The sequence below is a fragment of the Pseudomonas laurylsulfatiphila genome (assembly GCF_002934665.1).
Taxonomy (GTDB): domain Bacteria; phylum Pseudomonadota; class Gammaproteobacteria; order Pseudomonadales; family Pseudomonadaceae; genus Aquipseudomonas; species Aquipseudomonas laurylsulfatiphila.
This window is the reverse complement of sequence record NZ_NIRS01000001.1, coordinates 1,079,914-1,103,012: the sequence shown is the minus strand read 5'-3', so window position 1 is coordinate 1,103,012 and position 23,099 is coordinate 1,079,914. Positions and strand designations below refer to the sequence as shown.

Genomic DNA, 23,099 nt, shown 5'->3' with positions numbered 1-23,099 from the left:
GAAACAGCGCAGTGCCCTGTAGGAGCCGGCTTGCCGGCGAAAGCGGTATGTCAGACACATGGATGCCAAATGTGCCGCCGTCATCGCTGGCAAGCCAGCTCCTACAAAGGGCTGGTGTTCTCAGGGCGTGCCAAAAAACGAGCGGATCCCGTGGTCACGGAAATACCGTTCGATCACTTTCGGGTCCGCGCACGTCTCGGCAATCGCTACATAGGTATCGGGCCGCAACAGATAAAAGCCGTTGCGCCCCAGGCCCGCCGCTTCGAACGCCGGACGCCAGTCGAACACATGCAACGGCAGATGGTGCTCGTGGCACCAGGCGATCATCTCGTCGCTGGTGTCGCCGTAGACATGCACCTGCCAGCTTATGCATTTGAGCGATTCAAAGTTGTCCCCCTCACCGTCATGGGCCCAGGGCAGGCGATCACCGCCATGCACGTGCCCGGCAACGCCTGTGCTCAAAGGCATGCCCCGATAATTCAGGGTGATCTGCGACACCGTGCGAAACAGGAATTGGCGGGAGGTTTCGAACGAGGTTATTTTCGGGATCAAGAACGGCGCCAGGCGCGTACGCAGCAAATCGGCCATCGGCCCGTCGGCGGTGACGAACGTGAAGACCCGGTCAGTGGTCGCCACCAGTTTGCGCGCGAAGGCGATGCGCTCGGTTTCATAGGTGTCGAGCAATCTGGCCTCGGCAGCGCCGCTCAGCACGGCCGCCAGTTTCCAGGCCAGGTTGATGGCATCGCCAATCCCGGTGTTCATGCCCTGGCCGCCCGCCGGGCTGTGCACGTGGGCCGCATCGCCGAGCAGAAACGCCCGGCCATTGCGAAAGTGATCCGCCACCCGATGATGCACGCGGTAGGTCGAGAACCAGTTCAGTTGCTCGATCTGCACCTTCATGTGCTCGATGGCCCGGCTGCTGACGTCTTCGAAGCACAGGGTCTCTGCGTGGTCGGCGCGCTCGTCGCGAACGGTGCCGATCAAGCGCGCGCGGCCACTGCCCGCCAGCGGGAACACGGCAAGGAAGTCCGCCTCGTCGAGGTCCACGTGCAGTTCACCGTTGAATGTCGGGCCGCTGCCCTGTACGTCGGCGACGTAGAAAATCTGCTGGTAAGTACCGCCGGGAAACCCGGTATCCAGGGTCTTGCGCACAATCGACCGGGCGCCGTCGCACCCGGCCAGGAAACAGGCCTGACAGATTTCCTGCTGGCCGTCTGGCAGATGCAGCGTGGCCGTGATGCCGTCGGCGGTTTGCTCGAAGCTTGCCAGTTCGGTGTTGCGTTCCACCGAGATGCCGAAGGCTTGCAGACGCTCGATCAGCAGCCGTTCGTGCTCATCCTGCGGGAAAATTTCCAGGAACGCGTAGGGTGTCAGTCCCGCGCCGACCTGGGTCAGTGGCAAGTGCGCCACGGGTTCGCCCTTGACCCAGAAGTTAGCGGCCGCCACCCGATGGCCGTATTGCACAACCGCGTCGGCCAGCCCGAGTTGTCGATACAGTTCCAGCGTCCGAGCCTGGACAGCCAGCGCCCGGGACGTGGTGCCAGGGGCCGAGGCCTTGTCGACAATCCGCACGCGCACGCCCAGTTTGCTCAGCCACAACGCCAGGACCAGCCCGGTCGGGCCGGCGCCGATGATCAACACATCGCTTCTGTGCATGAACTCATCCTCCTCGCTGGGTAGAACAAGTATGGACGACTCGGCCTTTGTAGGAGCGAGCTTGCTCGCGATGGACGAAAGAGCGCCGCGTTAATCCTGAAAGTACGCGTTATCGTTAACGTCCATCGCGAGCAAGCTCGCTCCTACAGGTACAGATACGGGCACTCGGTCCCCTGTAGGAGCGAGCTTGCTCGCGATGAACGAAAGAGCGCCGCGTTAATCCTGAAAGCACGCGTTATCGTTAACGTCCATCGCGAGCAGGCTCGCTCCTACAAATACAGGGCAGGGGGCTCCTCTATCAGAAGTCGATGGTGCCCGACAACTTCGCCGTGCGCGGTTCGCCCTGGGTCAGGTAACCCCCCTGGGCCGATTCCCAGTAGCTCTTGTTGGCGACGTTTTCCACGCCCAGGCGTACGGTCACGTCTTTTTCCTGGACTTTGAACGCGTAGCGGGCGCCGGCATCGAAGCGGTTCCAGGCCGGCAGGCTGAGGTTGTTCGCCGCGTCGGCGTATTGGCCGCCGGTGCGCAACATGCGTCCGTTCAGGGCTACGCCCGGCAGGCCCGGCACGTCCCAATCGACACTGGCATTGAACTGGAAGCTCGGCACGCCGATGGCCCGGTTGCCATCGTTGAGGCCGTCCTGGGTGTTCTTCAGTTCGGTGTCCATCACGGTCAGGCCGCTGAGCAGGCGCAGGCCGTCGATGGGTTCGCCGAAGACATTGAGTTCCACGCCCTTGTTGATCTGTTCACCGTCATGAACGAACACGGCGGTGGTGTCGTCGATGACTTGGGTGTAGCCGTCAGCCGGTTGTTCGATGCGGTACACGCCGAGGGTCGCACCATAGGTGCCCATGTCGACTTTGACCCCGGCTTCAACCTGTTTGGAACGCGACGGTGCAAACACTTCATTGCCGTTGACCACGACCCTTGAGCCGGAGGTCGTCGGAGCCGTCGGCCCCTGGGCCAGGCCCTCGATACGGTTGGCGTAGAAGGACACGTGGTCCCACGGCTTGAACACGATGCCGTACACCGGCGTGGTGATCGACTTGTCGTAGTTGGACGTGCGGTTTTGCGTGTCGTAGTCGTAGCCTTGAACGACCAGCTGTTGACGGCGTACGCCCAGGGTGACCAGCAGGCGATCATCGATAAAGCCCAGGGTGTCGGACACGGCGGCGCTGCGCATGAAGGTTTTGCCGGTGATGCCCGGATCGCCCAGGTCACCGCCGGAGAAGCCACCCGCCGGCGCCGGAACGTCAATCGGGTGGTAGATGTTGTTCGGGTATTGGGTCAGATCGAAATCGAAGGCGTTGCGCTGTTGGGTCCAGATCCCGGCCAGGCCGAAGTTCAGTTTATGGGTCACCGGACCCGTGGCGAAACGGCCATTGAGGCCGGCCATGGCGCTGGTGTTGTCTTCTTCGTGGGGAATGAACGAACCGCTGGTCACCGAGCTGCCATCGTTGCCCACCAGGGTGGTGGAGTCGTAGTTGCCGACTTCGCGGGTGTGCTTGGCGCCGCCGGCGGCGTAGGCGGTCCAGCTGTCGTTCAGGTCGTATTCGGCGCGTAGCATGCCGAAGGTGTCCTCGATCTCGCTGAAGCCCCACTTCTGCGCGTAGTTGGTGTCGGCGGAGGGCGCATCCGGGATGTGCGTGGCGTCGCCAAGGTTGACCGAGCTGCGGCCGCCGTTGATGCGTTCCTTCGAATAGACGAAATCGCCGGACAGGCGTAGCGCATCGCCGCGGTAGTCGAGGCCCAGGGCAAACAGTTTGGAGCGCTGGTTCTCGTCGTCGATGGCGGTGTCGCCTTCACGTTGGGACAGGTTCAGGCGGGCACCGAAGCGGTTGTCCTCGCCAAAGCGCTGTCCGATGTCCAGGTGTTCGCCGATGCGCCCGTCGTCGCTGATGTCCGTGGTGAACCGTCGCAGCGGCACGTCACTGGCGCGCTTGGGTTGCAGGTTGACGCCGCCACCGATGCCGGAACCGGTCGGGGTGACACCGTTGATGAAGGCGTTCGGCCCTTTGAACACTTCCACACGCTCCAGGGCATCGGTGGAAATGATCTGCCGCGGCAGGATGCCGTACAGGCCGTTAAAGGAAATATCATCGCCGTTCAGGGGCAGGCCGCGAATCATGAAGGTCTGGGCCTGGTTGGAAAAACCGGAAGCCTGACGCACCGAGGCATCGTTGAGCAGCACATCGCCGACGGTTTCGGCCTGCTGGTCGCGGATCAACGCTTCGGTGTAGGACGTCATGGTGAACGGAACGTCCATGATGTCCTGGTTGCCCAAGATACCCAGTTGACCGCCGCGGGCGACCTGACGACCGGCGTAAACCGGGGGCAGGTCGGACGTTATCGGGGCCTGGGCGTTGACATTGACGTCGCCCAGCACCAGCGGTTTTCCCCGGGTCTCGGTTGTTTCGGGCGTTGCGGCATGGGCCGTCAGTGACAAGGAGCAAAACAGGGCCAGTAGCGTCGGGCGAAAAGGCACGCGCAGTCGTGCTGGAGTGGTCATGATGGGTTCCTGGGCGGCGCGCGGCCGATTGGAAAGAGGGACGGCGCGGGAACTCCATGCGCAAATGCGACTCCTGATGCAAATGGTAGTAGTTCTCAGTAGCGTTGTGCAATGCGTTTTCTGCAAGGCACACAGGCATTTTCTGCACATGCAGATTTCGGATAACGGAGCTTCAGGGCCGTTTCAGTGGCAAATAAAGGCACATGGTGGACAACGGTCATAGCCGTTGCCCTGCCATTGCTCGTATGGTTAAGCCGGACCCAAGGATTAGATGGAACGACATGCAAGCCAATCGATTGATCTTCAGCATCGCCGCTTTGTTGATACTGGCCGGTTGCGGCAGCCAACGGACCCAGGAACCGGCGGCGCGTAGTCCGGCCCAGGTGAAGGCTGAGATTGTGCGATTGCTGCCGGCGAAAGCCGCCGATCCCCAGGGGTGGGCCACGGATATCCAGGTGGCGTTTACCGCGCAAGGCATCTCGCCGACCACGCAAAACCTGTGCTCGGTGCTGGCCGTGACCGAACAGGAGTCGACCTTTCAGGTCGATCCGAACGTACCGGGCCTGGGCAAGATCGCCCGCGACGAAATCGACCGTCGTGCCGCCAAGGCACACATTCCCGGCCTGCTGGTGAGCGGTGCGTTGAAGCTCGACTCGCCCAACGGCAAAAGCTACAGCGCCCGCCTGAATGCCGCGCGCAGTGAAAAGGAGCTGAGTGGTATTTTCGACGACTTCATCGGCATGGTACCGATGGGTAAAACCCTGTTCGGTGGTTTCAACCCGGTGCATACCGGCGGACCGATGCAGGTCAGCATCGATTTTGCCGAGCAGCAGGCCAAGGACTACCCGTACCCGGTGCAGGGCTCGATCCGTCATGAAGTGTTCACCCGGCGTGGCGGCATGTATTTCGGCATCGCGCACCTGCTGGGGTATCCGGCGAGCTACCCCCAGCCGCTGTACCGCTTTGCGGACTTCAACGCGGGTTGGTACGCCAGCCGTAACGCCGCGTTCCAGAACGCGGTGAGCCGGGCTTCCGGTATCCCGTTGGCGCTGGATGGCGACCTGGTGCGTTACGGTTCGATCATGCCCGGCACCACGGAACTGGCCGTGCGCACCCTCGGCAAGCAACTGGACATGCGCAATCCAACGATCCGCGAGCAACTGGAAGAGGGCAATACCCTGGCGTTCGAAGACAGCAAACTCTATCGACAGGTTTTCGAACTGGCCGAAAGGGCCGAAGGTCGGCCGTTACCCCGTGAAGTGTTGCCTGGGATCGTGCTGCAAAGCCCGAAAATCACGCGCAAACTGACCACCGCGTGGTTCGCCAAACGGGTCGATGAACGTTACCAGCGCTGCATGGCGCGGGCAGGGAAGTAATCGCGAGTTAAAAAAACGCATAAAAAACCCGGCGGGTGAGGCCGGGTTTTCGTCGAGTCCTGCGGTAAAGCCCTGCATTCAGACAGCGCGGCTTTCGATCAGACGATCCGAACCGCCTTCAGCGACGCGGTTCTGCAGCAGCTTGTCGGAGCCGCCTTCGGCAACGCGGTTTTCGATCAGGCGATCCGAACCACCTTCGGCAACGCGGTTTTCGATCAGGCGATCCGAACCACCTTCGGCAACGCGGTTTTCGATCAGGCGATCCGAACCACCTTCGGCAACGCGGTTTTCGATCAGGCGATCCGAACCACCTTCGGCCACACGATTCTCGATCAGGCGATCCGAACCACCTTCAGCCACACGGCTTTCAATCAGACGATCCGAGCCGCCTTCAGCGACCACAGGTTGAGCAGAGGTAGCGGCGAAAGCGTTAACTGCGAAAACCGAGAAAGCGATGCTGAGGAGGGTTTGGCGTTTCATGATGGTGTGCTCCGGGGTGCTTATGGGTTGGTATGGAGCAGATGTTACGCCGCGGATTTTTTAAGAGAACTTCATTGAGGTGATGGTGAACATCGATGGCAATGATAGGACCAGCGCCTTACCTATTGTGAGCTTGATGGTGCGATCGTCGGATGGTCGCTGTGTGGCAGGTGGCGGCTTCTACACTGGAAAGCTGGCGCGTTCCTCTGCCGGGACGGATGATGAGGCACTGCAGAGATCGCGGTGTGCAAGGAGACGATTATGTACCAGCTCTACGGCCATCAGAACTCCGGGGCCGCGGCCATCGAAGCCGCCCTTGAACTCTGTGATGTTCCTTATCGCTTCATCGATGTCGAGGCGTCCGCGGAGGCGGCCCATGCGCTGGAGAAACTCAATCCGCTCAAACAGATTCCGACCCTGCAACTCCCTGATGGCGCTGTCCTGACCGAGAGCGTGGCGATCCTGATTCACCTCGGGCTGAGCTTTCCCGCGTCGAGGTTGTTGCCCCAGGACCCGGCCGAGCGGGACCAGGCCATTCGCGCCATGGCGTACATCGTCAGCAATTGCTATGCGGCCATCGGCATCATCGATTACCCCGAACGCTGGCTGGCCGAGGTGGATGAGTCGTCCAGGCAGAACCTCATGGAGGGAACCCGCCGGCGCCTGCACTGGAGTTGGGAGGTGTTTGCCGACCAGTTTTCGGGCGAGTTGTATCTGGGCAGCGAGAAGCCAGGGGCTTTGGATGTGCTGACGGCGGTGATCTCGCGATGGGCGGGCAGTCGGGAACATCTGCGCACTGCGCGGCCCGGGTTTTTCGCCTGGCTGGAACGAATCGATCGTCACCCGGCACTGGCACCGGTGTTCGCCCGGCATTGGCCAGTCTGAAAGCACCACTTACCCTGTGGGAGCGAGCTTGCTCGCGATGGGGCCATGTCGGTCGACATCTATGTTGAATGTCTGGCCGCTATCGCGAGCAAGCTCGCTCCCACAGGTTTTCGGGTGAATGTTGTGTCCGGATTTACTCCCCGCGAATGTACTGCTCGAGCTGGCGAATCAGCTCCGCCTGTTCGGCAATCGCTTCCTTGACCAGGTCACCGATCGACAGCAGGCCGATCAATTTGCCGCCTTCGACCACCGGCAAGTGACGCAGGCGTCTATCGGACATGATGCCCAGGCAGGTATCCACGGTCTGATGGGTGTCGACGGTAATCACCGGTGACACCATGATGTCCCGCACGGGCGTGCCCACCGAAGAGCGGCCGTGCAGCACCAGTTTGCGCGCATAGTCCCGTTCGCTGATGATGCCCAGCACTTCATCGTTCTCCACCACCAGCAAGGCGCCGACGTTTTTCTCGGCCATCTTCATCAGCGCTTCGAGCACCATGTGATCGGGTTTGATCTGGTGCACTTCCTGATTCTTCTGATCTTTGAGCTTGAGCAGTTGGGCGACGGTTTTCATGGTGGTTACTCGGGTGTTGTCGTTGTCCTTGAAGAATCGTAGACGCAAGCGCTCAGGGCAAGGGCGAAAGCGGCAGATAACACGCAAAAAACGTCATTCGGCGGTTTTTCTTCGGTAAACCCCTTATTTCCGGCCAGCCCCTGACCTGTGGGATTTATGTTCATCCCGAATCCCGGGGCCATACGCGCTATCCCTGCCGATGCCGGGTAGAATCACCCTCTGAATCAGTTTCGAGGTTTGCAGTGGTGGATCTACAGCAGGGCTTCGTCCTGACCCGGCATTGGCGCGACACCCCGGCCGGTACGGAAGTCGAGTTCTGGCTGGCGACCGACAGCGGTCCCCGGCGTATCCGCCTGCCTTGCCAGCCCTCGGTGGCGTTCATCCCTGCTGCGCAGCGCCTGCAGGCCGAAAGCGTTTTGCATGACGAGAAGAACGTCGAACTCAGGCCCCTGGCCCTGCAGGATTTCGACCATCGCCCGGTCCTCGGACTGTACTGCCGGCAACATGGCCAGTTGATGCGCCTGGACACCGCGTTGCGCCGGGCCGGTGTCGAAGTGTTCGAAGCCGACGTGCGCCCGCCGGAACGCTACATGATGGAACGCTTCATCACCGCGCCGGTGCGCTTCAGTGGCACGCCGAATGCCGAGGGGCTGCTGCTCGACGCGCAGATGAAACCCGATCCCGACTATCGACCGAGCTTGAAACTGGCGTCTCTGGACATCGAGACCACGGCCCAGGGCGAGTTGTACTCGATTGCCCTGGAGGGCTGCGGCGAGCGTCAGGTGTACATGCTCGGCGCGCCCAATGGTGACGATAGCCAGGTGGATTTCCAGCTCGAGTACTGCGATTCGCGGACCCTGCTGCTGAAAAAACTCAACGACTGGTTTGCCCGGTTCGACCCCGACGCGATCATTGGCTGGAACGTCGTGCAGTTCGACTTGCGGGTGCTTCACGAACACGCCCGGCGCCTGGCGGTGCCCTTGAAACTGGGGCGTGGCGGCGAGGAAATGCAGTGGCGCGAACATGGCAACGGCAACCATTACTTCGCTTCAGCCGCTGGCCGCCTGATCATCGACGGTATCGAGGCCCTGCGTTCGGCGACCTGGAGCTTTCCCTCGTTCAGCCTGGAAAACGTCGCGCAAACCCTGCTCGGCGAGGGCAAGTCCATCGACAACCCGTACCAGCGCATGGACGAAATCAATCGCATGTTCGCCGAGGACAAACCGGCGCTGGCCAAATACAACCTCAAGGATTGCGAACTGGTCACGCGGATTTTCGCCAAGACCGAGTTGCTCACCTTCCTGCTGGAGCGGGCCAGCGTCACGGGGCTGCCGGCCGATCGCATGGGCGGTTCGGTGGCAGCGTTCACCCACCTGTACATGCCGCTGATGCACCGTCAGGGTTTCGTCGCGCCGAACCTCGGTGGCAAGCCACCTGAAGCCAGCCCCGGCGGTTTCGTCATGGATTCGCAGCCGGGACTGTACGAATCGGTGCTGGTGCTCGACTACAAGAGCCTCTATCCGTCGATCATCCGCACCTTCCTGATCGACCCCGTGGGACTGATTGAAGGGCTCAAGCACCCGGACGACAGCGAGTCGGTGCCGGGTTTCCGCGGCGCACGCTTTTCTCGCACCCGGCATTGCCTGCCCTCCATCGTCGCGCGGGTCGCCGAAGGCCGGGAAACCGCCAAGCGCGAACACAACGCACCGCTGTCCCAGGCGCTGAAAATCATCATGAACGCGTTCTATGGGGTGCTCGGCTCCAGCGGTTGTCGCTTCTTCGACACGCGCCTGGCGTCGTCCATCACCTTGCGCGGGCACGAGATCATGCTGCGCACCCGCCAGTTGATCGAGGCCCAGGGGCATGCGGTGATTTACGGCGACACCGATTCGACGTTCGTCTGGCTGCGTCGCGCCCACGGCCAGCAGGAGGCGGCGCAGATCGGCCAGGCGTTGGTGGCGCACGTCAATCAGTGGTGGCGCGAGCATGTGCAGCAGGAATACGGCTTGCAAAGCGTTCTCGAACTGCAGTTCGAAACCCACTACAAGCGCTTTTTGATGCCGACCATTCGCGGTGCCGAAGAAGGCAGCAAAAAGCGCTACGCCGGACTGGTGACCCGCGCCGATGGCAGCGACGAAATGGTCTACAAGGGCCTGGAAACCGTGCGCACCGACTGGTCGCCGCTGGCCCGGCAATTCCAGCAAGAGCTGTATTCGCGGATCTTCCTGCGCAAGCCCTATCAGGATTACGTGCGTGACTACGTGCGCAAGACCCTGGCCGGCGAGTTCGATGACCGGCTGGTTTATCGCAAACGCCTGCGCCGCACCCTCGATGACTACCAGCGTAACGTCCCGCCCCACGTACGCGCGGCGCGCCTGGCCGATGAGTACAACGACAGCCAGGGTCGCCCGCGGCAATACCAGAACGGCGGCTGGATCAGCTACGTGATCACCGTTGCCGGCCCCGAACCGCTGGAAGTGCGCAGCGCGCCCATCGATTACGACCACTACATCACCCGGCAACTGCAACCGGTGGCGGACGCGATACTGCCGTTTGTCGACGACGACTTCTCAACCCTGATTGGGGGGCAACTGGGCCTGTTTTGAGTCCATCAGCGACAAGGTCCAGTCATCCAGGATGCCGTGGAAGTACTGGTTCAAGGCTTGCTGGAAAAGGCTGTCGGCGGTATCGACCTGGGCGAACAGGGTCATCGAGGAATGAAATTTCAGGTCGTCGGGATGACCGAAAATCCCGGCCACCGAGCGCTCCCGGATGTTCAGCACTTCCTGGGTGCAGGTGCGCAGGCGGGGGCCGAGCAACGGATGCTCAAGGTAGGCCAGGGCCTCCTCCCGCGAGCGGATGGCAAAGCGGCGCGACATCTCGCTGTCGCCGAGCCCGGCAAACTGCGGAAAAATGAACCACATCCAGTGACTGCGCTTGTGTCCGTTGTTCAGCTCGTTTTGAACCCGGTCGAATACCGGGTCCTGAGCCTGGAGAAAGCGTTGCAGATTGAACGGGTCCAGGTGGTCGGTGCTTCTCATGGCGAAGCTCTCTGACTGCGTTGGCTCAGACCATGGCCAGCCGCTGTTTGCGTTGTGGCGCATGAAACGCCTGGTCCAGCGCCTCCAGATCCCCGGGTTCAAGTTGCAGCGTGGCGGCTTGGGCATTGAATCGCACATGCTCGGGCCGGACTGCTTTGGGGATGGCGATCACGCCGTCCTGGCGCATTATCCATGCCAGCGCCACCTGTGCCGGTGTGACGCTGTGCCGGGCGGCCACCTGCTTGAGCGTGGCATTGGCGAGCATTTTTCCACCCTGGCCGATCGGGCAGTAAGCCATGACCGGCAGCCGCTGTTGTTGGCTCCAGGGTAACAAGTCAAATTCTATGCCGCGCTGCTCCAGATTATAGAGCACCTGATTGGTGGCGCAGGCCGGGGCGTCCAGTTCCTGCAAGTCGTCGAGGTCGAAATTGGACACGCCCCAACGACCGATCTTGCCGGCTTGGCGCAGGCGCTCGAAGGCGTCGACGGTTTCCTCCAGCGGATACTGGCCGCGCCAATGCAACAGATACAGATCGATGTAATCGGTACCGAGCCTGCGCAGGCTGCGCTCGCATGCCTGGGGAATGCCATGGCGGCTGGCGTTGTGCGGGTACACCTTGCTGACCACAAAGACGCTGTCACGCTGGCCGGCGATGGCATCGCGGACCACTTCCTCGGCGCCGCCTTCGGCGTACATTTCAGCGGTGTCGATCAGGGTCATGCCCAGTTCGATGCCCAGGCGCAGTGCCGCGACTTCTTCCTTGTGCCGTGAGCGGTCCTCGCCCATCTGCCAGGTGCCCTGGCCGATGACGGGCACCTGGCCGCCAGCCAATTGAAGCGTGCGCATGCAAACCTCCTGTCTATATACGGTGATGTAGGAGTGTGTACCGTTTCATGATGTTCTGATCCGTTTTTTCTATGAACATTCCCCTGCCAGTGATCGATTGGTGTCGCCCGATACTGCACTTTTTCGAAATGTCCGGCTCTATCCATGGCAGCCTGCGGCGATCCCCACCGTCGGCCCATGCCCAAGTTCAACAACCCATGGCTCGAGTTTCAACCGCGATCACTACAAAAATCCGCCGTCATTGCCTGCTGCTTGCAGGTCTGTCGATGTTCTTCGTCACCGGTTGCAGCCAGCAGCAAGGCGGCGACATCATCACCCAGATGCGCGAAGGCCAACCCCAGGAGTTCCTGCAGACCAGTGTCGACCGCATGGCCACCCTGACCATGCGCGACAACCTCGACAGCCTTTACCTGCTCATGGGCAAGCTCTACCTGCGCAACCCCGATGAGCTGAAAAAGTCCGGTTTCCTCGATGCCCGTACGGCCGGCAAGCAAGTGCGCATGGCCATTGAACAGCAGCAGCCGTTACCGACCCTGGGCGGCAAAAAGGACCTGGCGGCCCTGCGTTTTGCCATGAGCCCGGAGTTTCTCGGCGATCGGGTCGGAGCGTTCATCTATGCCATCGGCAGCATGCTGGTGACCGCCCATGGCAATCGCACCGAGTTCTACATGACCGATACGATCAACCCGGTATTCGTCAGCAATGCCGCACGCAACATCGAGATTGCCACCTGGATCCTCAGCCAGCGACAAGACAAGGAAGGCCAACCCCTGCTGTTTTCCAACGAAATCTCGGAGGAGGGCAGCAACCTGAGCTTTGCCGTCGAGTTCGGCAAGATCGTCGCCCGGCTGGACCTGCTGACCCAGATGCTCGACGAGCGCTACCGGCGCATCGGCCTGAACTATGCCCAGAGCCTGCTGTTCCTGAATTTCCTGCCGGTGCAGTGAGTCCGACACGGAACCCTGTGGGAGCGAGCAATCTCGCTCCCACAGGGTTGCATGATGGTTCCGGAATAAAGATAGATCGCATCGATATAACTGGTTATAAGAAAAATCGCTATGCTGCGGGCCAGATTTCCCCTGCGATCTTTGTGGACGTATCAATGGATTTAGTGAACATCGGGTTGGTCGTGGCCGGGTTGGTGGTTGGCTTTATTGTCGGCATGACTGGCGTCGGTGGCGGGTCGCTCATGACCCCGATCCTGCTGTGGTTCGGTATCAACCCGGCGACGGCGGTCGGTACCGATTTGCTCTACGCGGCGATCACCAAGTCCAGCGGCGTACTGGTTCACCGAAAGAACAACAACATCGACTGGGCGATTACCGGTTGGCTGACCCTTGGCAGCGTGCCGGCGGTGGCACTGACGTTGTGGTTCCTGAGCACTTTGCACTCCAGCCCCGATGCAATGAACGCGATCATCAAGCAGGCCCTCGGCTTTGTGTTGTTCGCCACGGCACTGGCGATCCTGTTCAAGAAGCGCCTGCTCGACTTCGCCCACAAACGTGCTGGCGGCAACTACAACCCCAGCGGCTCGCGCCTCAATGTCCTGACGGTCATCACTGGCCTGGTCCTCGGCACCATGGTCGCGCTGACGTCCATCGGCGCCGGTGCACTGGGCACCGTGGCCCTGTTCATTCTCTATCCGATGCTGCCGACCCGCCGCCTGGTCGGCACTGAAATCGCCCACGCCGTGCCGCTGACCCTGGTCGCCGGCCTCGGCCATGCGAGCATGGGCAACATGGACTGGCAGGTCCTGGGTTACTTGCTGGTGGGTTCGTTGCCGGGGATTTACCTGGGCAGCCACCTGACCGGGCGCATCTCCGACGAACTGTTGCGCCCTTGCCTGGCGACCATGCTGTTGCTGATCGGCTACAAGCTGGCGTTCTGATTCAAGCTGCCACGCCAGCGTCACTCGCGGGTGAATATTTCCAGCAGATGCCCGTCCGGGTCATCGAAATACACCCGCCGTCCTCCCGCGTAATCATTGATCTCCTTCAGACGCTGCTTGCCCGGGTCGGCCCACCATGGCTGACCGTTGGCCAGCAGGCGCGCGAAGGTCGCATCGAAGTCCTCGTCGCCCATCAGGAATGCGTAGTGCTGAGACGCTATCGGCGGGTCGTTGTCGTAGAAATCCAGTGACACGCCGTTATCCAGTTTGACGATCAGCATCGGCCCGAAGGGCTCCGGGGCGGGCAGGCCAAGGAGGCCTGTCAGGAAATTCGCCGAAACCTGCTTGTCCCGGCACCAGACGATGGTGTGGTTCAATCGAGTGCTCATGCCCAGGTCCTCACGACGGATCAGGCGGGTTGTCATGAGTCTTCAGATTAGCCCAGCCTGTTGCGCAATGACCGCCCTGACCTAAGCTTGGGACAAGGCGAAAAAAATTGCGGTACGTCACCCGGAACAATCGCCGCGATGCGCAATCATTAGAGCGTGGATATCAAAAAGGAGATGCGCATGCTCATCAGGTCACTGACCATGGCTATCTTGCTGGCGATTGCCGGCACCTCGTTCGCCGCTGATGGCGACTCACCGCTGGACATGGACAAGGGCAGGGCCCGGCCACTGATTGTCATCGCTCCAAGCACTGTGGATCCGACCTGGGTCAGCCTGAAAAAGTCGCTGGATGAACCGGCCAATCGCAAGGGTTTCACCGACCGCAACATGGTGCTCTACACCGTGCTCAACCTGATGGGCCAACGCGACGGCAAAGACCTCGGGCCCCAGGACACGGCAGCGCTGATCCGCTCGCTCAAACTGGGTGCCGGCGCCAAGACCAAGGTGATTCTGGTCGGCAAGGACGGCGAAAAGAAACTGGAACAGTCGGACACCATCAAGCTGGACGAGATCTTCAGCGCAGTCGATCAATTGCCAGCGGCCGAGAAAGAATTCACCGCGACAGTGGCCGCTCCCGTCGCTGAAGCCGAGCCGGCGGCCAAAGGCGCCAAGCCCGGGAAAAACAGCAAACCGGCCAAGCCCGCCAAGCCGCCAGAAATGCCGGATGATTGATCCGGCCCTGAATCCTGCTGGTAAGCAATTAACCTGTGGGAGCGAGCTTGCTCGCGATGGGGACCTGACATTCAACATTTATATTGACTGTTACGGCGCCATCGTGAGCAAGCTCGCTCCCACAGGTTTCGTGTGTTAACTGATCAGTATTAACCTCCAGAGGTCGTCTTTTTTCTCTGGGAACGCAAACCAGGCTTACCGGGCAAGCGCACTCAAAATCTGATGCGCAATCCTGACCCGCTGCGCATTCGGGAAATTTTTGTTGGCCAGCATCACAATGCCGATCTCCTTCGATGGCACGTACACCACGTAAGCACCAAAGCCACCGGTTGAACCTGTCTTGTTGATCAGCACGTTCTGCGGCTGCGCTTGCGGCGGGTTCAGCCACTGGACTTCATGGGCCTGCATGGCCATCGGCGTGGAGTTGCCGTCCAGCAAGCGATCCAGAGTGATCGGGTAGCGATACATCTCCCAGCCCAGGCCCTGGGTCATGTCGCCAACGCTGTAGTAGGCGCTATGAGTCAAGGCGATGGCTTGCTGCAACGGCTTGTCCAGAGACGTCGGCTTCATGTTTGCGCCGACGTAGGCCAGCAAGTCAGAGGCGCTGGTTTTCACCCCGTACGCCTCGGAGTCCAGCGCCCCCGGAGTGACCCGCACCGGCTTGCCGTCCTTGTTGTAGCCCTGGGCGTACAGCGCCATCTGGTCCTGCGGTACATGCACATAGGTGTGCTTGAGGCCCAGTTTCGGCAGCAGGGTTTTCTCCATCAGGTCATCAAACGGCTGGCCCATGCTGTGGGCGGCGAGGTAGCCAAACAGGCCAAGGCTGGGGTTCGAGTACAGTCGGTGGCTGCCGGGGGCGTAGAGCGGTTTCCATTGTTTGTAGTAGCCGAGCATTTTGTCGGCCGAATCAGATTCGGCAGGAAATTGCAGCGGCAGGCCGCCGGCGCTGTAGGTGCCCAGTTGCAGCACGCTGATGTGGTCGAAAGCACTGCCGCGCAAGGCCGGCAGGACATGGCTGGCCTTGTCCGACAGTGACAGCTTGCCGGTGGCCTGGGCGTAGGCGGCGAGGGTGGCGGTGAAGGTTTTGCTGACCGAGCCGATTTCGAACAGGGTGTCCTGTGTGACGGGGCTGCCGGTTTCCGTCGAGGCGACGCCATAGTTGAAGTAGTGCGCTTGGCCGTTGACGGTGACCGCCACGGCCATGCCGTGGATACCTTCGGCCTGCATCACCGGTTGTACGGCGGCGTTCACCAGCGTCTCGATCTGATCCTGTGCCACGCACTGGCCTGCGGCAAATATCGCCATACCGGCGGCGATGGTTTTCAGCCTGTCCATGTGGGTTTCATCCGTCGTTGATTCAGTTGCGCGCCATTTTAGGGGGTTAAGCGCTATGCTCCGAGCGCTTTTTAAAGCGGCCGCCAACAGGCGGCCACACGCGACCCTTGAATCAACTCACTTGGCGATTCAACCCACTTGGCGTTTCAACGCACCAGGCACGGCCGCTTGTTGTCGAACGTCCAGCCGGGAATCAGGAACTGCATGGCCACGCTATCATCCCGCGCCCCCAGGCCCATGCCTTTGTACAGTTCATGAGCTTTGGCGACCTGATCCATGTCCAGCTCCACCCCCAACCCCGGTTTCTGCGGCACCTGCACGCAGCCGCCGACGATTTGCAGTGGGGCCTTGGTCAGGCGCTGGCCATCCTGCCAGATCCAGTGGGTGTCGATGGCAGTGATCTCGCCCGGCGCGGCTGCCGCGACATGGGTGAACATCGCCAGGGAAATGTCGAAGTGGTTGTTGGAGTGAGAACCCCAGGTGAGGCCCCATTCGTGGCACATCTGCGCGACGCGCACTGAGCCCTGCATTGTCCAGAAGTGCGGATCGGCCAGGGGAATGTCGACCGACTGCAACTGGATCGCGTGGCCCATCTCCCGCCAGTCGGTGGCGATCATGTTGGTTGCGGTTTTCAGCCCCGTGGCCCGGCGGAATTCAGCCATGACTTCGCGTCCCGAGTAACCGTTTTCCGCCCCGCACGGGTCTTCGGCGTAGGCGAGCACGCGGTGCTGATCGCGGCACAGGCGGATGGCTTCCTTCAGTGACCAGGCCCCATTCGGGTCGAGGGTGATGCGCGCATCGGGGAAGCGTTCGGCGAGGGCCGTGACCGCTTCGATTTCGGCGTCGCCGCTGAGCACGCCACCCTTGAGCTTAAAGTCCTTGAAGCCATAACGCGCGTGCGCCGCCTCGGCCAGGCGGACCACCGCATCGGCGGTCATGGCTTTTTCGTGACGTACGCGGAACCAGTCGTTGTCGGCGTCTGGCTCGTTGCGGTAGGCGAGGTCTGTTTCGTTGCGATCACCGACATAAAACAGATAGCCAAGCATCTTCACTTCATCGCGCTGCTGGCCTTCGCCAAGCAGGGCGGCGACCGGCACGTCCAGGTGCTGGCCGAGCAGATCGAGCAGCGCGGCTTCCAGGCCGGTGACGGCGTGAATGGTGATGCGCAGGTCGAAGGTCTGCAATCCGCGACCACCGGCATCGCGGTCGGCGAAGGTCTGGCGTACCTGGTTGAGAATCTTCTGGTAAGTGCCGATCGGGCTGCCGACCACCAGGCTGCGTGCGTCTTCCAGGGTCTGGCGAATGCGCTCGCCACCCGGCACTTCGCCGACGCCAGTGTGGCCGGCGTTGTCCTTGAGGATCACGATATTGCGGGTGAAAAACGGGCCGTGGGCGCCGCTGAGATTGAGCAGCATGCCGTCGTGGCCGGCCACCGGAACGACCTGCATGCTGGTGATGATCGGGGCTTTGGCGATGTCGTGTGCGGTCATGTTGTTATCCTTTTAAACCAATGATTCAGGCGTGGTGGGGCGCTGGTTTGCCCGGTGCGGTGACAGGGGCGACCTTGGGTTTGTTGCGTGCGGCAAAGACGATAATCGCGGCGATGATCGAGGTCGCGGCCAGGCCATAGAGTCCGCCCTGGATGGAACCGGTTCGCTCCTCCAGCAGACCGAACGTGGTCGGCGCGACGAAACCGCCGAGGTTGCCCACCGAGTTGATCAGCGCGATGACACCGGCGGCGATGCGTGCGTCCAGGTAAGCCTGGGGAATCGGCCAGAACAGCGACGAGGCCGATTTGAAACCCAGCGCCGCAAAGCAGATCGCGACGAAGGCGAAGACCGGCCCGCCGGTAGTGGACATGAACATCCCGGCAGCGGCGATCAGCAGGGCCACGGCGACCCAGGCTTGCTGATGCTTCCACTTGGCCGACAACGAGGCGAACGCATACATGCCGACAATCGACAGCAGCCACGGAATCGAGTTGAACATTCCGACCTGGAAGTCGCTGAGGTCACCCATCTTCTTGATGATGCTCGGCAGCCAGAAGGTCGCGGCGTAGATGGTCAGCTGGATAAAGAAGTAGATCACGCAGAACAGGATGATTTGGCGGTCCTTGAGCAATTTGCCCAGTGACGGCTTGATCGGCGTGGCGGCTTCGCGGGCCAGTTGTTCGTCGTCGATGGCCTTGACCAGCGCGTCCTGCTCTTCGCGGCTCAGCCATTTGGCATCGTGGGGTTTGGAATCGAGCCAGAACCAGACAAAAACACACAGACCCACCGAGAACATGCCTTCGATGAAGTACATCCATTGCCAGCCATGCATCCCGAATCCACTGATTTGCAGCAGCAAGCCAGACAGTGGACCGGAGATCAGCGAGGCGATCGCTGAGCCGCTGAGGAAAATCGCAATCGCCTTGCCACGCTCCACGCCAGGCAGCCAGCGGGTGAAGTAGTAGATCACCCCGGGGAAGAACCCGGCCTCGGCCACGCCCAGCAGAAAACGCAGGATGTAGAAGTGGGTTTCGTTCTGGATGAACGCCATGCCCGCGGCGACCAGGCCCCAGGTCAGCATGATCCGCGTCAGCCAGATACGCGCACCGACTTTTTGCAGAAGGATGTTGGAGGGCACTTCGAACAGCGCATAACCGATGAAAAACAGGCCGGCACCGAGGCCGTAGGCGGCAGCGCCAATGCCCAGGTCGTGTTCCATGTGGGCGCGGACGAAACCGATGTTCACTCGATCAATGTAATTGACGATGAACATGATGACGAACAGCGGCAAGACGTGACGTTTGACTTTGGCGATGGCGGACTTCAGCGCGGAATTGGCGTCGTCGTGCATCCCGGAGATGGATGTATTCACTGCGTTTTCTCCCACTCGTTATTTTTATGCGGGGTGAAGCTGAGTGCTGCGTTGTTGATAGACATCATACAACTAGGTTTTTTGATCTTGCAACCGCCTTTTCCCAATGAAATGGTGCGGTCAAGAAGGTTTTTTATTCTATTGGTGGTGGCGGGTGGGCTTCAAAACGAATCAATTTGAGCTTGTTGTTGAGTGTTGTCATACAAGTTGAGCGAGATTTTTCAGGATTCCCGCCCGGCGCGGTGCTACGATTCGATAGCCCTGATTTCCGGACACCTTCATGCAAGAAGACCTCGAAGCACCCGCCCGCAAGCGCAGCCACAACCTGGCCCATGACCTGGTGGAGAAACTGACCCAACGCATCCTGCTCGGCCAGATGTTGCCCGGCGACAAGCTGCCGTCGGAAAACACCATCGTTCAGGAACACGGGGTCAGTCGCACGGTGGTGCGCGAGGCGATCTCGAAGTTACAGGCCTCGGGGCTGGTGGAAACCCGGCATGGCATTGGCACGTTCGTGATCGAGCGCGCGCCGGAGCAGGGGCTGCGGCTGAATGTCGACACGGCGTTGGGGGTGCGCAGCATTCTGGAGTTGCGCATGGGCCTGGAAACCCAGGCGGCGGCGCTGGCCGCAACTCGCCGCACCGATCTGCAACTGGCGCAGATGCGTGAAGCGCTGGACGATTATCAAAACCTGCTGGCCAACAACGACAGCTGTGTTGAAGCGGACCGGCGTTTTCATCTGCTGATCGCCGAAGCCACCGGCAACGTCTGCTTCACCGAAATCATGCAGCACCTGGGCAGCGCCATGATCCCGCGCACCCGGGTCAATGCCGCCGAGCGGGGAACCGTGGACTTGAGCAAGCTCGGCGAGCTGGCCAATCTTGAGCACGAGGCGATCCTCAATGCCATCAAGCGCCAGGACCCGGACGCGGCGCGGGCGGCGATGTGGTTGCACTTGACCAACAGTCGTGACCGGTTTTCGGCTAGCTGACGGTCAGTGATACCGCGTTATCGTTCATCGCGGGCAAGCCACGCTCCCACAGGTTCTGGGTCGTGCTCAGGAACCGCGGCAACCATAAAACCCTGTGGGAGCGAGCTTGCTCGCGATAGCGCCAGACCTGACAGCGAAAAACCTGAATCAGGCCCTGACAGCCTGAACAACCACGGCGCGCCGCTCCAGATTCAACGCCAGCACACTCGTCAATACCACCAGCCCGCCGACCACGATCATCAACGTCGGCCGTTCGCCGAGCGCATAGGACGCAATCACCATCGCCGTCGGCGGCGTCAAATACAACGTCATGGTCGCCCGGCTCAAATCGACATGCGCCAGCACATAGGCCCAGGCCAGGTACGCCAGTGCGCTGGGGAATATCCCCAAGGCAATCACCGCCCACTGCACGCGCATCGGCGCCAGGGCGACTTGATCCACAAGGCCGGGCAGAAAAATCAACAGCAGCACCGTACCGGACCACACCGTGTAGCACACCAGCGTCAGCCCGTCGTAACGCCCGGTGTGATGTTTTTGCAGGGCAAAGTAGAGGCTCCAGGACACCGCCGCCAGCAGGATCAGCAAGCCGTGGGCGTCAATGCTGCCCAGGCCATGATCGCCCGCCACCACGATCACCACGCCAAACAACCCGAGCAGCACACAACCCCAGCGCCACAGGCTCACCTGATCCTTGAACACGAAGCGCGCGATCAATGTGCTGAACAGCGGCGTGGTCTGGGCCAGGACGCTCGAAGCGCCAGCGCTGGCACCCTGCTGCCCGAAATTGATCGCCACGTGATGCAGGCTCACGGCAAAGAACCCCAGGCCGAACATCAGCGGCAAGTCTCGCAGGCTGGGCAGGCGTATGCCTTTGATGACCGCGACCACGGCCATGAACACGGAGGCCAGCAGGAAGCGCAGCAGGGCCAGGTGCACGGGGTCGTAGGCCTGCAAGCCGATATGAATGCCGGTCGGGGAGTAGCCCCAGCACACCACGACAAACGCCATGGCCAGAATGATTTTCCAGGGTGAAACGGGGGAGGGTGTGAGCGGCGTCATGGTGGTGCACCTGTGGGCTGATGCACGGAGTATCAGAAAGCCTATCGTTCGCCACAACTGACTTATACTGCGCTAACCGTTCACTATAGGTGATGTATGGAGCTGGCACAGATTCGCATGTTCAAGACCGTGGCCGACGTCGGCAGCATTGCCCGCGCAGCCGAATTGCTGCATTGCGTGCCGTCCAACATCACGGCACGGATCAAGGCCCTCGAGGCTGAGCTGGGTGTCGCGCTGTTCCTGCGCGAAGGCCGAGGGCTGCGCATCAGCCCGTCGGGGCAGACCTTCCTGGCCTACGCCTCGAAAATTCTCGCCCTGACCGCCGAGGCCAAGCGCGCGGTCGATCCTTCGGCCGAACCCTCAGGGCCGTTGCGCATCGGCGCCATCGAGTCGTCGGCCACCGGGCGTTTGCCGCGCCTGCTGGCGAAATTCCACAAGCGTTTCCCGCAGGTGGCGCTGGAGCTGACCACCGGCGCCTGGGGGCAGCTGCTCGATGACACGCTCAATCACAAGCTCGACGGCGCCATCGTGGCGGTGGATGTCGAACGTTCGCACCTCAAGCGCACGCCGATGTACCGCGAAGAGTTGCTGCTGATCGCCTCGACGTCCCTGGGGCCATTGCGCGACATCAGCGATTTGCAGGACCAGACCGTGTTCATGTGGCCCCAGGGCTGTCCGTACCGGGCGGCGCTGGAGCATTGGTTGCTGCGACAGGGGCAGGCTCTGCCGATTGTCAGCCTGGCCAGTTATGGCGCGATTGTCGGTTGCGTCAGCGCCGGAGCCGGCGTGGCGCTGGTGCCCAAGGGGATCTTCGACCAATACGCCAAAGGCGCGGGGTGCGCAGGGTTTGAGTTCCCTGAACTGACCGCCGTCGACAACCTGTTTTACTGGCATGAAAACGCCGGGGTGCACCCGGCCCGCGAGGCGTTCGTGGCGATGCTCCGCGAGGAATTTGCCTGACGCATTTCCCTGTAGGAGTGAGCCTGCTCGCGATAGCGGTGCATCAGTCAATGTTGATGGTGACTGACACACCGTTATCGCGAGCAGGCTCACTCCTACAGGGGGATTGGGTGGATTTGGAGATCAAGTCACGCTGATATCTCGCATCAGCAGGCCAAAACCCAGATCCACCGCATCCGGTATCGGCAAATACACCGTATGCCCATCCCCCGGTGCAACGTCGATCGCTTCACCCTTGGCGTTCTGCAGCTGATGCAGATCGAAGTGGAAGTTGCCTTTGGGCGTCATCAGCTCCATGTGGTCGCCCACGCCGAAGCGGTTTTTCACCTTGACCTCGGCCAGGCGATCCCGGCGCTGCCCGGTCAGCTCACCGACAAACTGTTGCCGTTCCGACACCGAGCTGCCGTTCTGGTAGTTCTGGTATTCGTCATGCACATGCCGACGCAGAAAACCTTCGATGTAGCCGCGCTGGGCAAGGGATTCCAGGTCGGTCATCAGGCCGCGGTCGAAGGCCCGGCCCGCCACCGCGTCGTCGATGGCCCGGCGATAAACCTGGGTGGTGCGCGCGCAATAAAAGTGCGATTTGGTCCGGCCTTCGATTTTCAGCGAGTGCACGCCCATCTGTGTCAGGCGTTCGACGTGCTGCACGGCACGCAGATCCTTGGCGTTCATGATGTACGTACCGTGTTCGTCTTCGAAGGCAGGCATCTGTTCGCCGGGACGATTGGCTTCCTGCAACAGGAACACCTGATCGGTGGGCGCGCCGATGCCCAGGGTCGGTTCGGGATCGAATGTCTGCACGATCTCGCCCAGCTGGTTTTCCGTGGCCGGCTGCGCTGTGTATTTCCAGCGACAGGCGTTGGTGCAGGAGCCCTGATTGGCGTCGCGCCTGTTCATGTACCCCGACAACAGGCAGCGTCCGGAATAGGCCATGCACAACGCGCCATGCACGAACACTTCCAGTTCCATGGCAGGCACTTGCCCGCGGATCTCGGCGATCTCTTCCAGCGACAGCTCCCGCGACAGGATGATCCGGCTCAAGCCTTGCTGCTGCCAGAACTCGACGCTTGCCCAGTTCACCGTATTGGCCTGCACCGAAAGGTGGACCGGCATCTGCGGGTAGTGCCGGCGCACCAGCATGATCAGGCCGGGGTCGGACATGATCAGCGCATCGGGGGCCATGGCGATCACCGGTTCAAGGTCCTTGAGGAAGGTCTTGAGCTTGGCGTTGTGCGGCGCGATGTTCACCACCACGTAGAAACGCTTGCCCTGCGCCTGGGCCTCGCGAATGCCGAGGGCGAGGTTGGCGTGGTCGAATTCGTTGTTGCGCACCCGCAGGCTGTAGCGCGGCTGGCCGGCGTACACGGCATCGGCGCCGTAGGCGAAGGCATAACGCATGTTTTTCAGGGTGCCGGCGGGGGCGAGCAGTTCTGGCGCGGTGAGGTTCATGGCGGTGTCGGTCGTAAAAACCGCGCAGGATAAACGCTCCGTGCCGAGCGTTTATTGACCTGGATC

The 23,099-nt window shown here is 61.2% G+C and carries 20 protein-coding genes; 8 read left to right on the top strand and 12 right to left on the bottom strand.

Annotation, left to right across the window (positions count from 1 at the left end):
• Positions 1 to 120: 120 nt before the first annotated feature.
• Positions 121 to 1,656: an FAD-dependent oxidoreductase gene (locus CD175_RS05155; protein ID WP_104447927.1), complete on the bottom strand. Its 1,536-nt coding sequence runs from the start codon at positions 1,654 to 1,656 to the stop codon at positions 121 to 123.
• A gap of 298 nt (positions 1,657 to 1,954) precedes the next feature.
• Positions 1,955 to 4,165, bottom strand: coding sequence for a TonB-dependent receptor (locus CD175_RS05150; RefSeq protein ID WP_104447926.1), 2,211 nt, complete (start codon positions 4,163 to 4,165; stop codon positions 1,955 to 1,957).
• Positions 4,166 to 4,446: 281 nt separating this feature from the next.
• Here CD175_RS05150 and CD175_RS05140 point away from each other — a divergent pair, with 281 nt between their 5' ends.
• Positions 4,447 to 5,541, top strand: coding sequence for a DUF1615 domain-containing protein (locus tag CD175_RS05140; protein WP_104447924.1), 1,095 nt, complete (start codon positions 4,447 to 4,449; stop codon positions 5,539 to 5,541).
• Positions 5,542 to 5,619: 78 nt separating this feature from the next.
• Here CD175_RS05140 and CD175_RS05135 read toward each other — a convergent pair whose 3' ends face one another.
• Positions 5,620 to 6,021, bottom strand: a complete 402-nt coding sequence (locus CD175_RS05135; protein WP_104447923.1) for a hypothetical protein — start codon at positions 6,019 to 6,021, stop codon at positions 5,620 to 5,622.
• A gap of 261 nt (positions 6,022 to 6,282) precedes the next feature.
• On the opposite strand from CD175_RS05135, the gene CD175_RS05130 reads away from it, so the two are divergent.
• Positions 6,283 to 6,906: a glutathione S-transferase family protein gene (locus tag CD175_RS05130; RefSeq protein ID WP_104447922.1), complete on the top strand. Its 624-nt coding sequence runs from the start codon at positions 6,283 to 6,285 to the stop codon at positions 6,904 to 6,906.
• 133 nt (positions 6,907 to 7,039) lie between these two features.
• On the opposite strand, the gene CD175_RS05120 is transcribed toward CD175_RS05130, so the two are convergent.
• The gene (locus tag CD175_RS05120; protein WP_007976812.1) at positions 7,040 to 7,480 is read right to left on the bottom strand and encodes a CBS domain-containing protein; all 441 of its coding nucleotides are present in this window, start codon (positions 7,478 to 7,480) and stop codon (positions 7,040 to 7,042) included.
• A gap of 245 nt (positions 7,481 to 7,725) precedes the next feature.
• Here CD175_RS05120 and CD175_RS05115 point away from each other — a divergent pair, with 245 nt between their 5' ends.
• Positions 7,726 to 10,086: a DNA polymerase II gene (locus CD175_RS05115; protein ID WP_167399498.1), complete on the top strand. Its 2,361-nt coding sequence runs from the start codon at positions 7,726 to 7,728 to the stop codon at positions 10,084 to 10,086.
• Here the strand turns inward: CD175_RS05115 and CD175_RS05110 are convergent.
• Both CD175_RS05110 and CD175_RS05105 read right to left on the bottom strand, forming a co-directional pair.
• A complete protein-coding gene (locus CD175_RS05110) occupies positions 10,051 to 10,521 on the bottom strand; it encodes a DUF1810 domain-containing protein (protein ID WP_104447920.1) in 471 nt (156 codons plus the stop codon). The two genes, CD175_RS05115 and CD175_RS05110, sit on opposite strands and share 36 nt — an antisense overlap.
• 25 nt (positions 10,522 to 10,546) lie before the next feature.
• On the bottom strand, positions 10,547 to 11,368 hold the full coding sequence (locus CD175_RS05105; protein WP_104447919.1) for an aldo/keto reductase: 822 nt from the start codon (positions 11,366 to 11,368) through the stop codon (positions 10,547 to 10,549).
• A gap of 197 nt (positions 11,369 to 11,565) precedes the next feature.
• Here CD175_RS05105 and CD175_RS05100 point away from each other — a divergent pair, with 197 nt between their 5' ends.
• On the top strand, positions 11,566 to 12,315 hold the full coding sequence (locus CD175_RS05100; protein WP_104448080.1) for a hypothetical protein: 750 nt from the start codon (positions 11,566 to 11,568) through the stop codon (positions 12,313 to 12,315).
• Positions 12,316 to 12,470: 155 nt separating this feature from the next.
• Positions 12,471 to 13,256 (top strand): sulfite exporter TauE/SafE family protein, encoded by a 786-nt coding sequence (locus CD175_RS05095; RefSeq protein WP_104447918.1) that lies wholly within the window; start codon positions 12,471 to 12,473, stop codon positions 13,254 to 13,256.
• Between the two features lie 20 nt (positions 13,257 to 13,276).
• Here the strand turns inward: CD175_RS05095 and CD175_RS05090 are convergent, their stop codons facing one another.
• Positions 13,277 to 13,645: a VOC family protein gene (locus CD175_RS05090; RefSeq protein WP_104448079.1), complete on the bottom strand. Its 369-nt coding sequence runs from the start codon at positions 13,643 to 13,645 to the stop codon at positions 13,277 to 13,279.
• A gap of 180 nt (positions 13,646 to 13,825) precedes the next feature.
• Here CD175_RS05090 and CD175_RS05085 point away from each other — a divergent pair, with 180 nt between their 5' ends.
• Entirely contained in the window at positions 13,826 to 14,377 is a 552-nt protein-coding gene (locus tag CD175_RS05085) for a DUF4174 domain-containing protein (protein ID WP_007976822.1), read from the top strand.
• 195 nt (positions 14,378 to 14,572) lie between these two features.
• Here CD175_RS05085 and ampC read toward each other — a convergent pair whose 3' ends face one another.
• The 3 genes from ampC to CD175_RS05070 all read right to left on the bottom strand — a co-directional run bounded on the left by ampC (position 14,573) and on the right by CD175_RS05070 (position 18,574).
• Positions 14,573 to 15,682 carry a class C beta-lactamase gene (ampC, locus tag CD175_RS05080; protein WP_420849092.1) on the bottom strand — a complete coding sequence of 370 codons (1,110 nt, stop codon included), beginning with the start codon at positions 15,680 to 15,682 and terminating at the stop codon, positions 14,573 to 14,575.
• Between the two features lie 176 nt (positions 15,683 to 15,858).
• Positions 15,859 to 17,202: a glucarate dehydratase gene (gudD, locus tag CD175_RS05075; protein ID WP_104447916.1), complete on the bottom strand. Its 1,344-nt coding sequence runs from the start codon at positions 17,200 to 17,202 to the stop codon at positions 15,859 to 15,861.
• A gap of 25 nt (positions 17,203 to 17,227) precedes the next feature.
• A complete protein-coding gene (locus CD175_RS05070; RefSeq protein ID WP_104447915.1) occupies positions 17,228 to 18,574 on the bottom strand; it encodes an MFS transporter in 1,347 nt (448 codons plus the stop codon).
• Between the two features lie 280 nt (positions 18,575 to 18,854).
• Here CD175_RS05070 and CD175_RS05065 point away from each other — a divergent pair, with 280 nt between their 5' ends.
• Entirely contained in the window at positions 18,855 to 19,565 is a 711-nt protein-coding gene (locus CD175_RS05065; protein ID WP_104447914.1) for a FadR/GntR family transcriptional regulator, read from the top strand.
• A gap of 147 nt (positions 19,566 to 19,712) precedes the next feature.
• Here CD175_RS05065 and CD175_RS05060 read toward each other — a convergent pair whose 3' ends face one another.
• Positions 19,713 to 20,624: a DMT family transporter gene (locus tag CD175_RS05060; RefSeq protein ID WP_104447913.1), complete on the bottom strand. Its 912-nt coding sequence runs from the start codon at positions 20,622 to 20,624 to the stop codon at positions 19,713 to 19,715.
• 96 nt (positions 20,625 to 20,720) lie between these two features.
• On the opposite strand from CD175_RS05060, the gene CD175_RS05055 reads away from it, so the two are divergent.
• Entirely contained in the window at positions 20,721 to 21,584 is an 864-nt protein-coding gene (locus tag CD175_RS05055; protein WP_104447912.1) for a LysR substrate-binding domain-containing protein, read from the top strand.
• A 123-nt stretch (positions 21,585 to 21,707) separates the two neighbouring features.
• Here CD175_RS05055 and trhP read toward each other — a convergent pair whose 3' ends face one another.
• Positions 21,708 to 23,033, bottom strand: coding sequence for a prephenate-dependent tRNA uridine(34) hydroxylase TrhP (gene trhP / locus CD175_RS05050; RefSeq protein WP_104447911.1), 1,326 nt, complete (start codon positions 23,031 to 23,033; stop codon positions 21,708 to 21,710).
• Between the last annotated feature and the right edge of the window lie 66 nt (positions 23,034 to 23,099).

Bases quoted from the DNA above. Each gene is read 5' to 3' on its own strand.
- CD175_RS05140 (WP_104447924.1), top strand. From the start codon at position 4,447: ATGCAAGCCAATCGATTGATCTTCAGCATCGCCGCTTTGTTGATACTG.
- CD175_RS05095 (WP_104447918.1), top strand. From the start codon at position 12,471: ATGGATTTAGTGAACATCGGGTTGGTCGTGGCCGGGTTGGTGGTTGGC.
- CD175_RS05155 (WP_104447927.1), bottom strand. From the start codon at position 1,656: ATGCACAGAAGCGATGTGTTGATCATCGGCGCCGGCCCGACCGGGCTG.
- CD175_RS05110 (WP_104447920.1), bottom strand. From the start codon at position 10,521: ATGAGAAGCACCGACCACCTGGACCCGTTCAATCTGCAACGCTTTCTC.
- CD175_RS05090 (WP_104448079.1), bottom strand. From the start codon at position 13,645: ATGAGCACTCGATTGAACCACACCATCGTCTGGTGCCGGGACAAGCAG.
- CD175_RS05055 (WP_104447912.1), top strand. From the start codon at position 20,721: ATGGAGCTGGCACAGATTCGCATGTTCAAGACCGTGGCCGACGTCGGC.
- gudD (WP_104447916.1), bottom strand. From the start codon at position 17,202: ATGACCGCACACGACATCGCCAAAGCCCCGATCATCACCAGCATGCAG.
- trhP (WP_104447911.1), bottom strand. From the start codon at position 23,033: ATGAACCTCACCGCGCCAGAACTGCTCGCCCCCGCCGGCACCCTGAAA.
- CD175_RS05130 (WP_104447922.1), top strand. From the start codon at position 6,283: ATGTACCAGCTCTACGGCCATCAGAACTCCGGGGCCGCGGCCATCGAA.
- CD175_RS05135 (WP_104447923.1), bottom strand. From the start codon at position 6,021: ATGAAACGCCAAACCCTCCTCAGCATCGCTTTCTCGGTTTTCGCAGTT.
- CD175_RS05120 (WP_007976812.1), bottom strand. From the start codon at position 7,480: ATGAAAACCGTCGCCCAACTGCTCAAGCTCAAAGATCAGAAGAATCAG.
- CD175_RS05085 (WP_007976822.1), top strand. From the start codon at position 13,826: ATGCTCATCAGGTCACTGACCATGGCTATCTTGCTGGCGATTGCCGGC.
- CD175_RS05100 (WP_104448080.1), top strand. From the start codon at position 11,566: ATGGCTCGAGTTTCAACCGCGATCACTACAAAAATCCGCCGTCATTGC.
- ampC (WP_420849092.1), bottom strand. From the start codon at position 15,682: ATGGCGATATTTGCCGCAGGCCAGTGCGTGGCACAGGATCAGATCGAG.
- CD175_RS05065 (WP_104447914.1), top strand. From the start codon at position 18,855: ATGCAAGAAGACCTCGAAGCACCCGCCCGCAAGCGCAGCCACAACCTG.
- CD175_RS05105 (WP_104447919.1), bottom strand. From the start codon at position 11,368: ATGCGCACGCTTCAATTGGCTGGCGGCCAGGTGCCCGTCATCGGCCAG.
- CD175_RS05060 (WP_104447913.1), bottom strand. From the start codon at position 20,624: ATGACGCCGCTCACACCCTCCCCCGTTTCACCCTGGAAAATCATTCTG.
- CD175_RS05150 (WP_104447926.1), bottom strand. From the start codon at position 4,165: ATGACCACTCCAGCACGACTGCGCGTGCCTTTTCGCCCGACGCTACTG.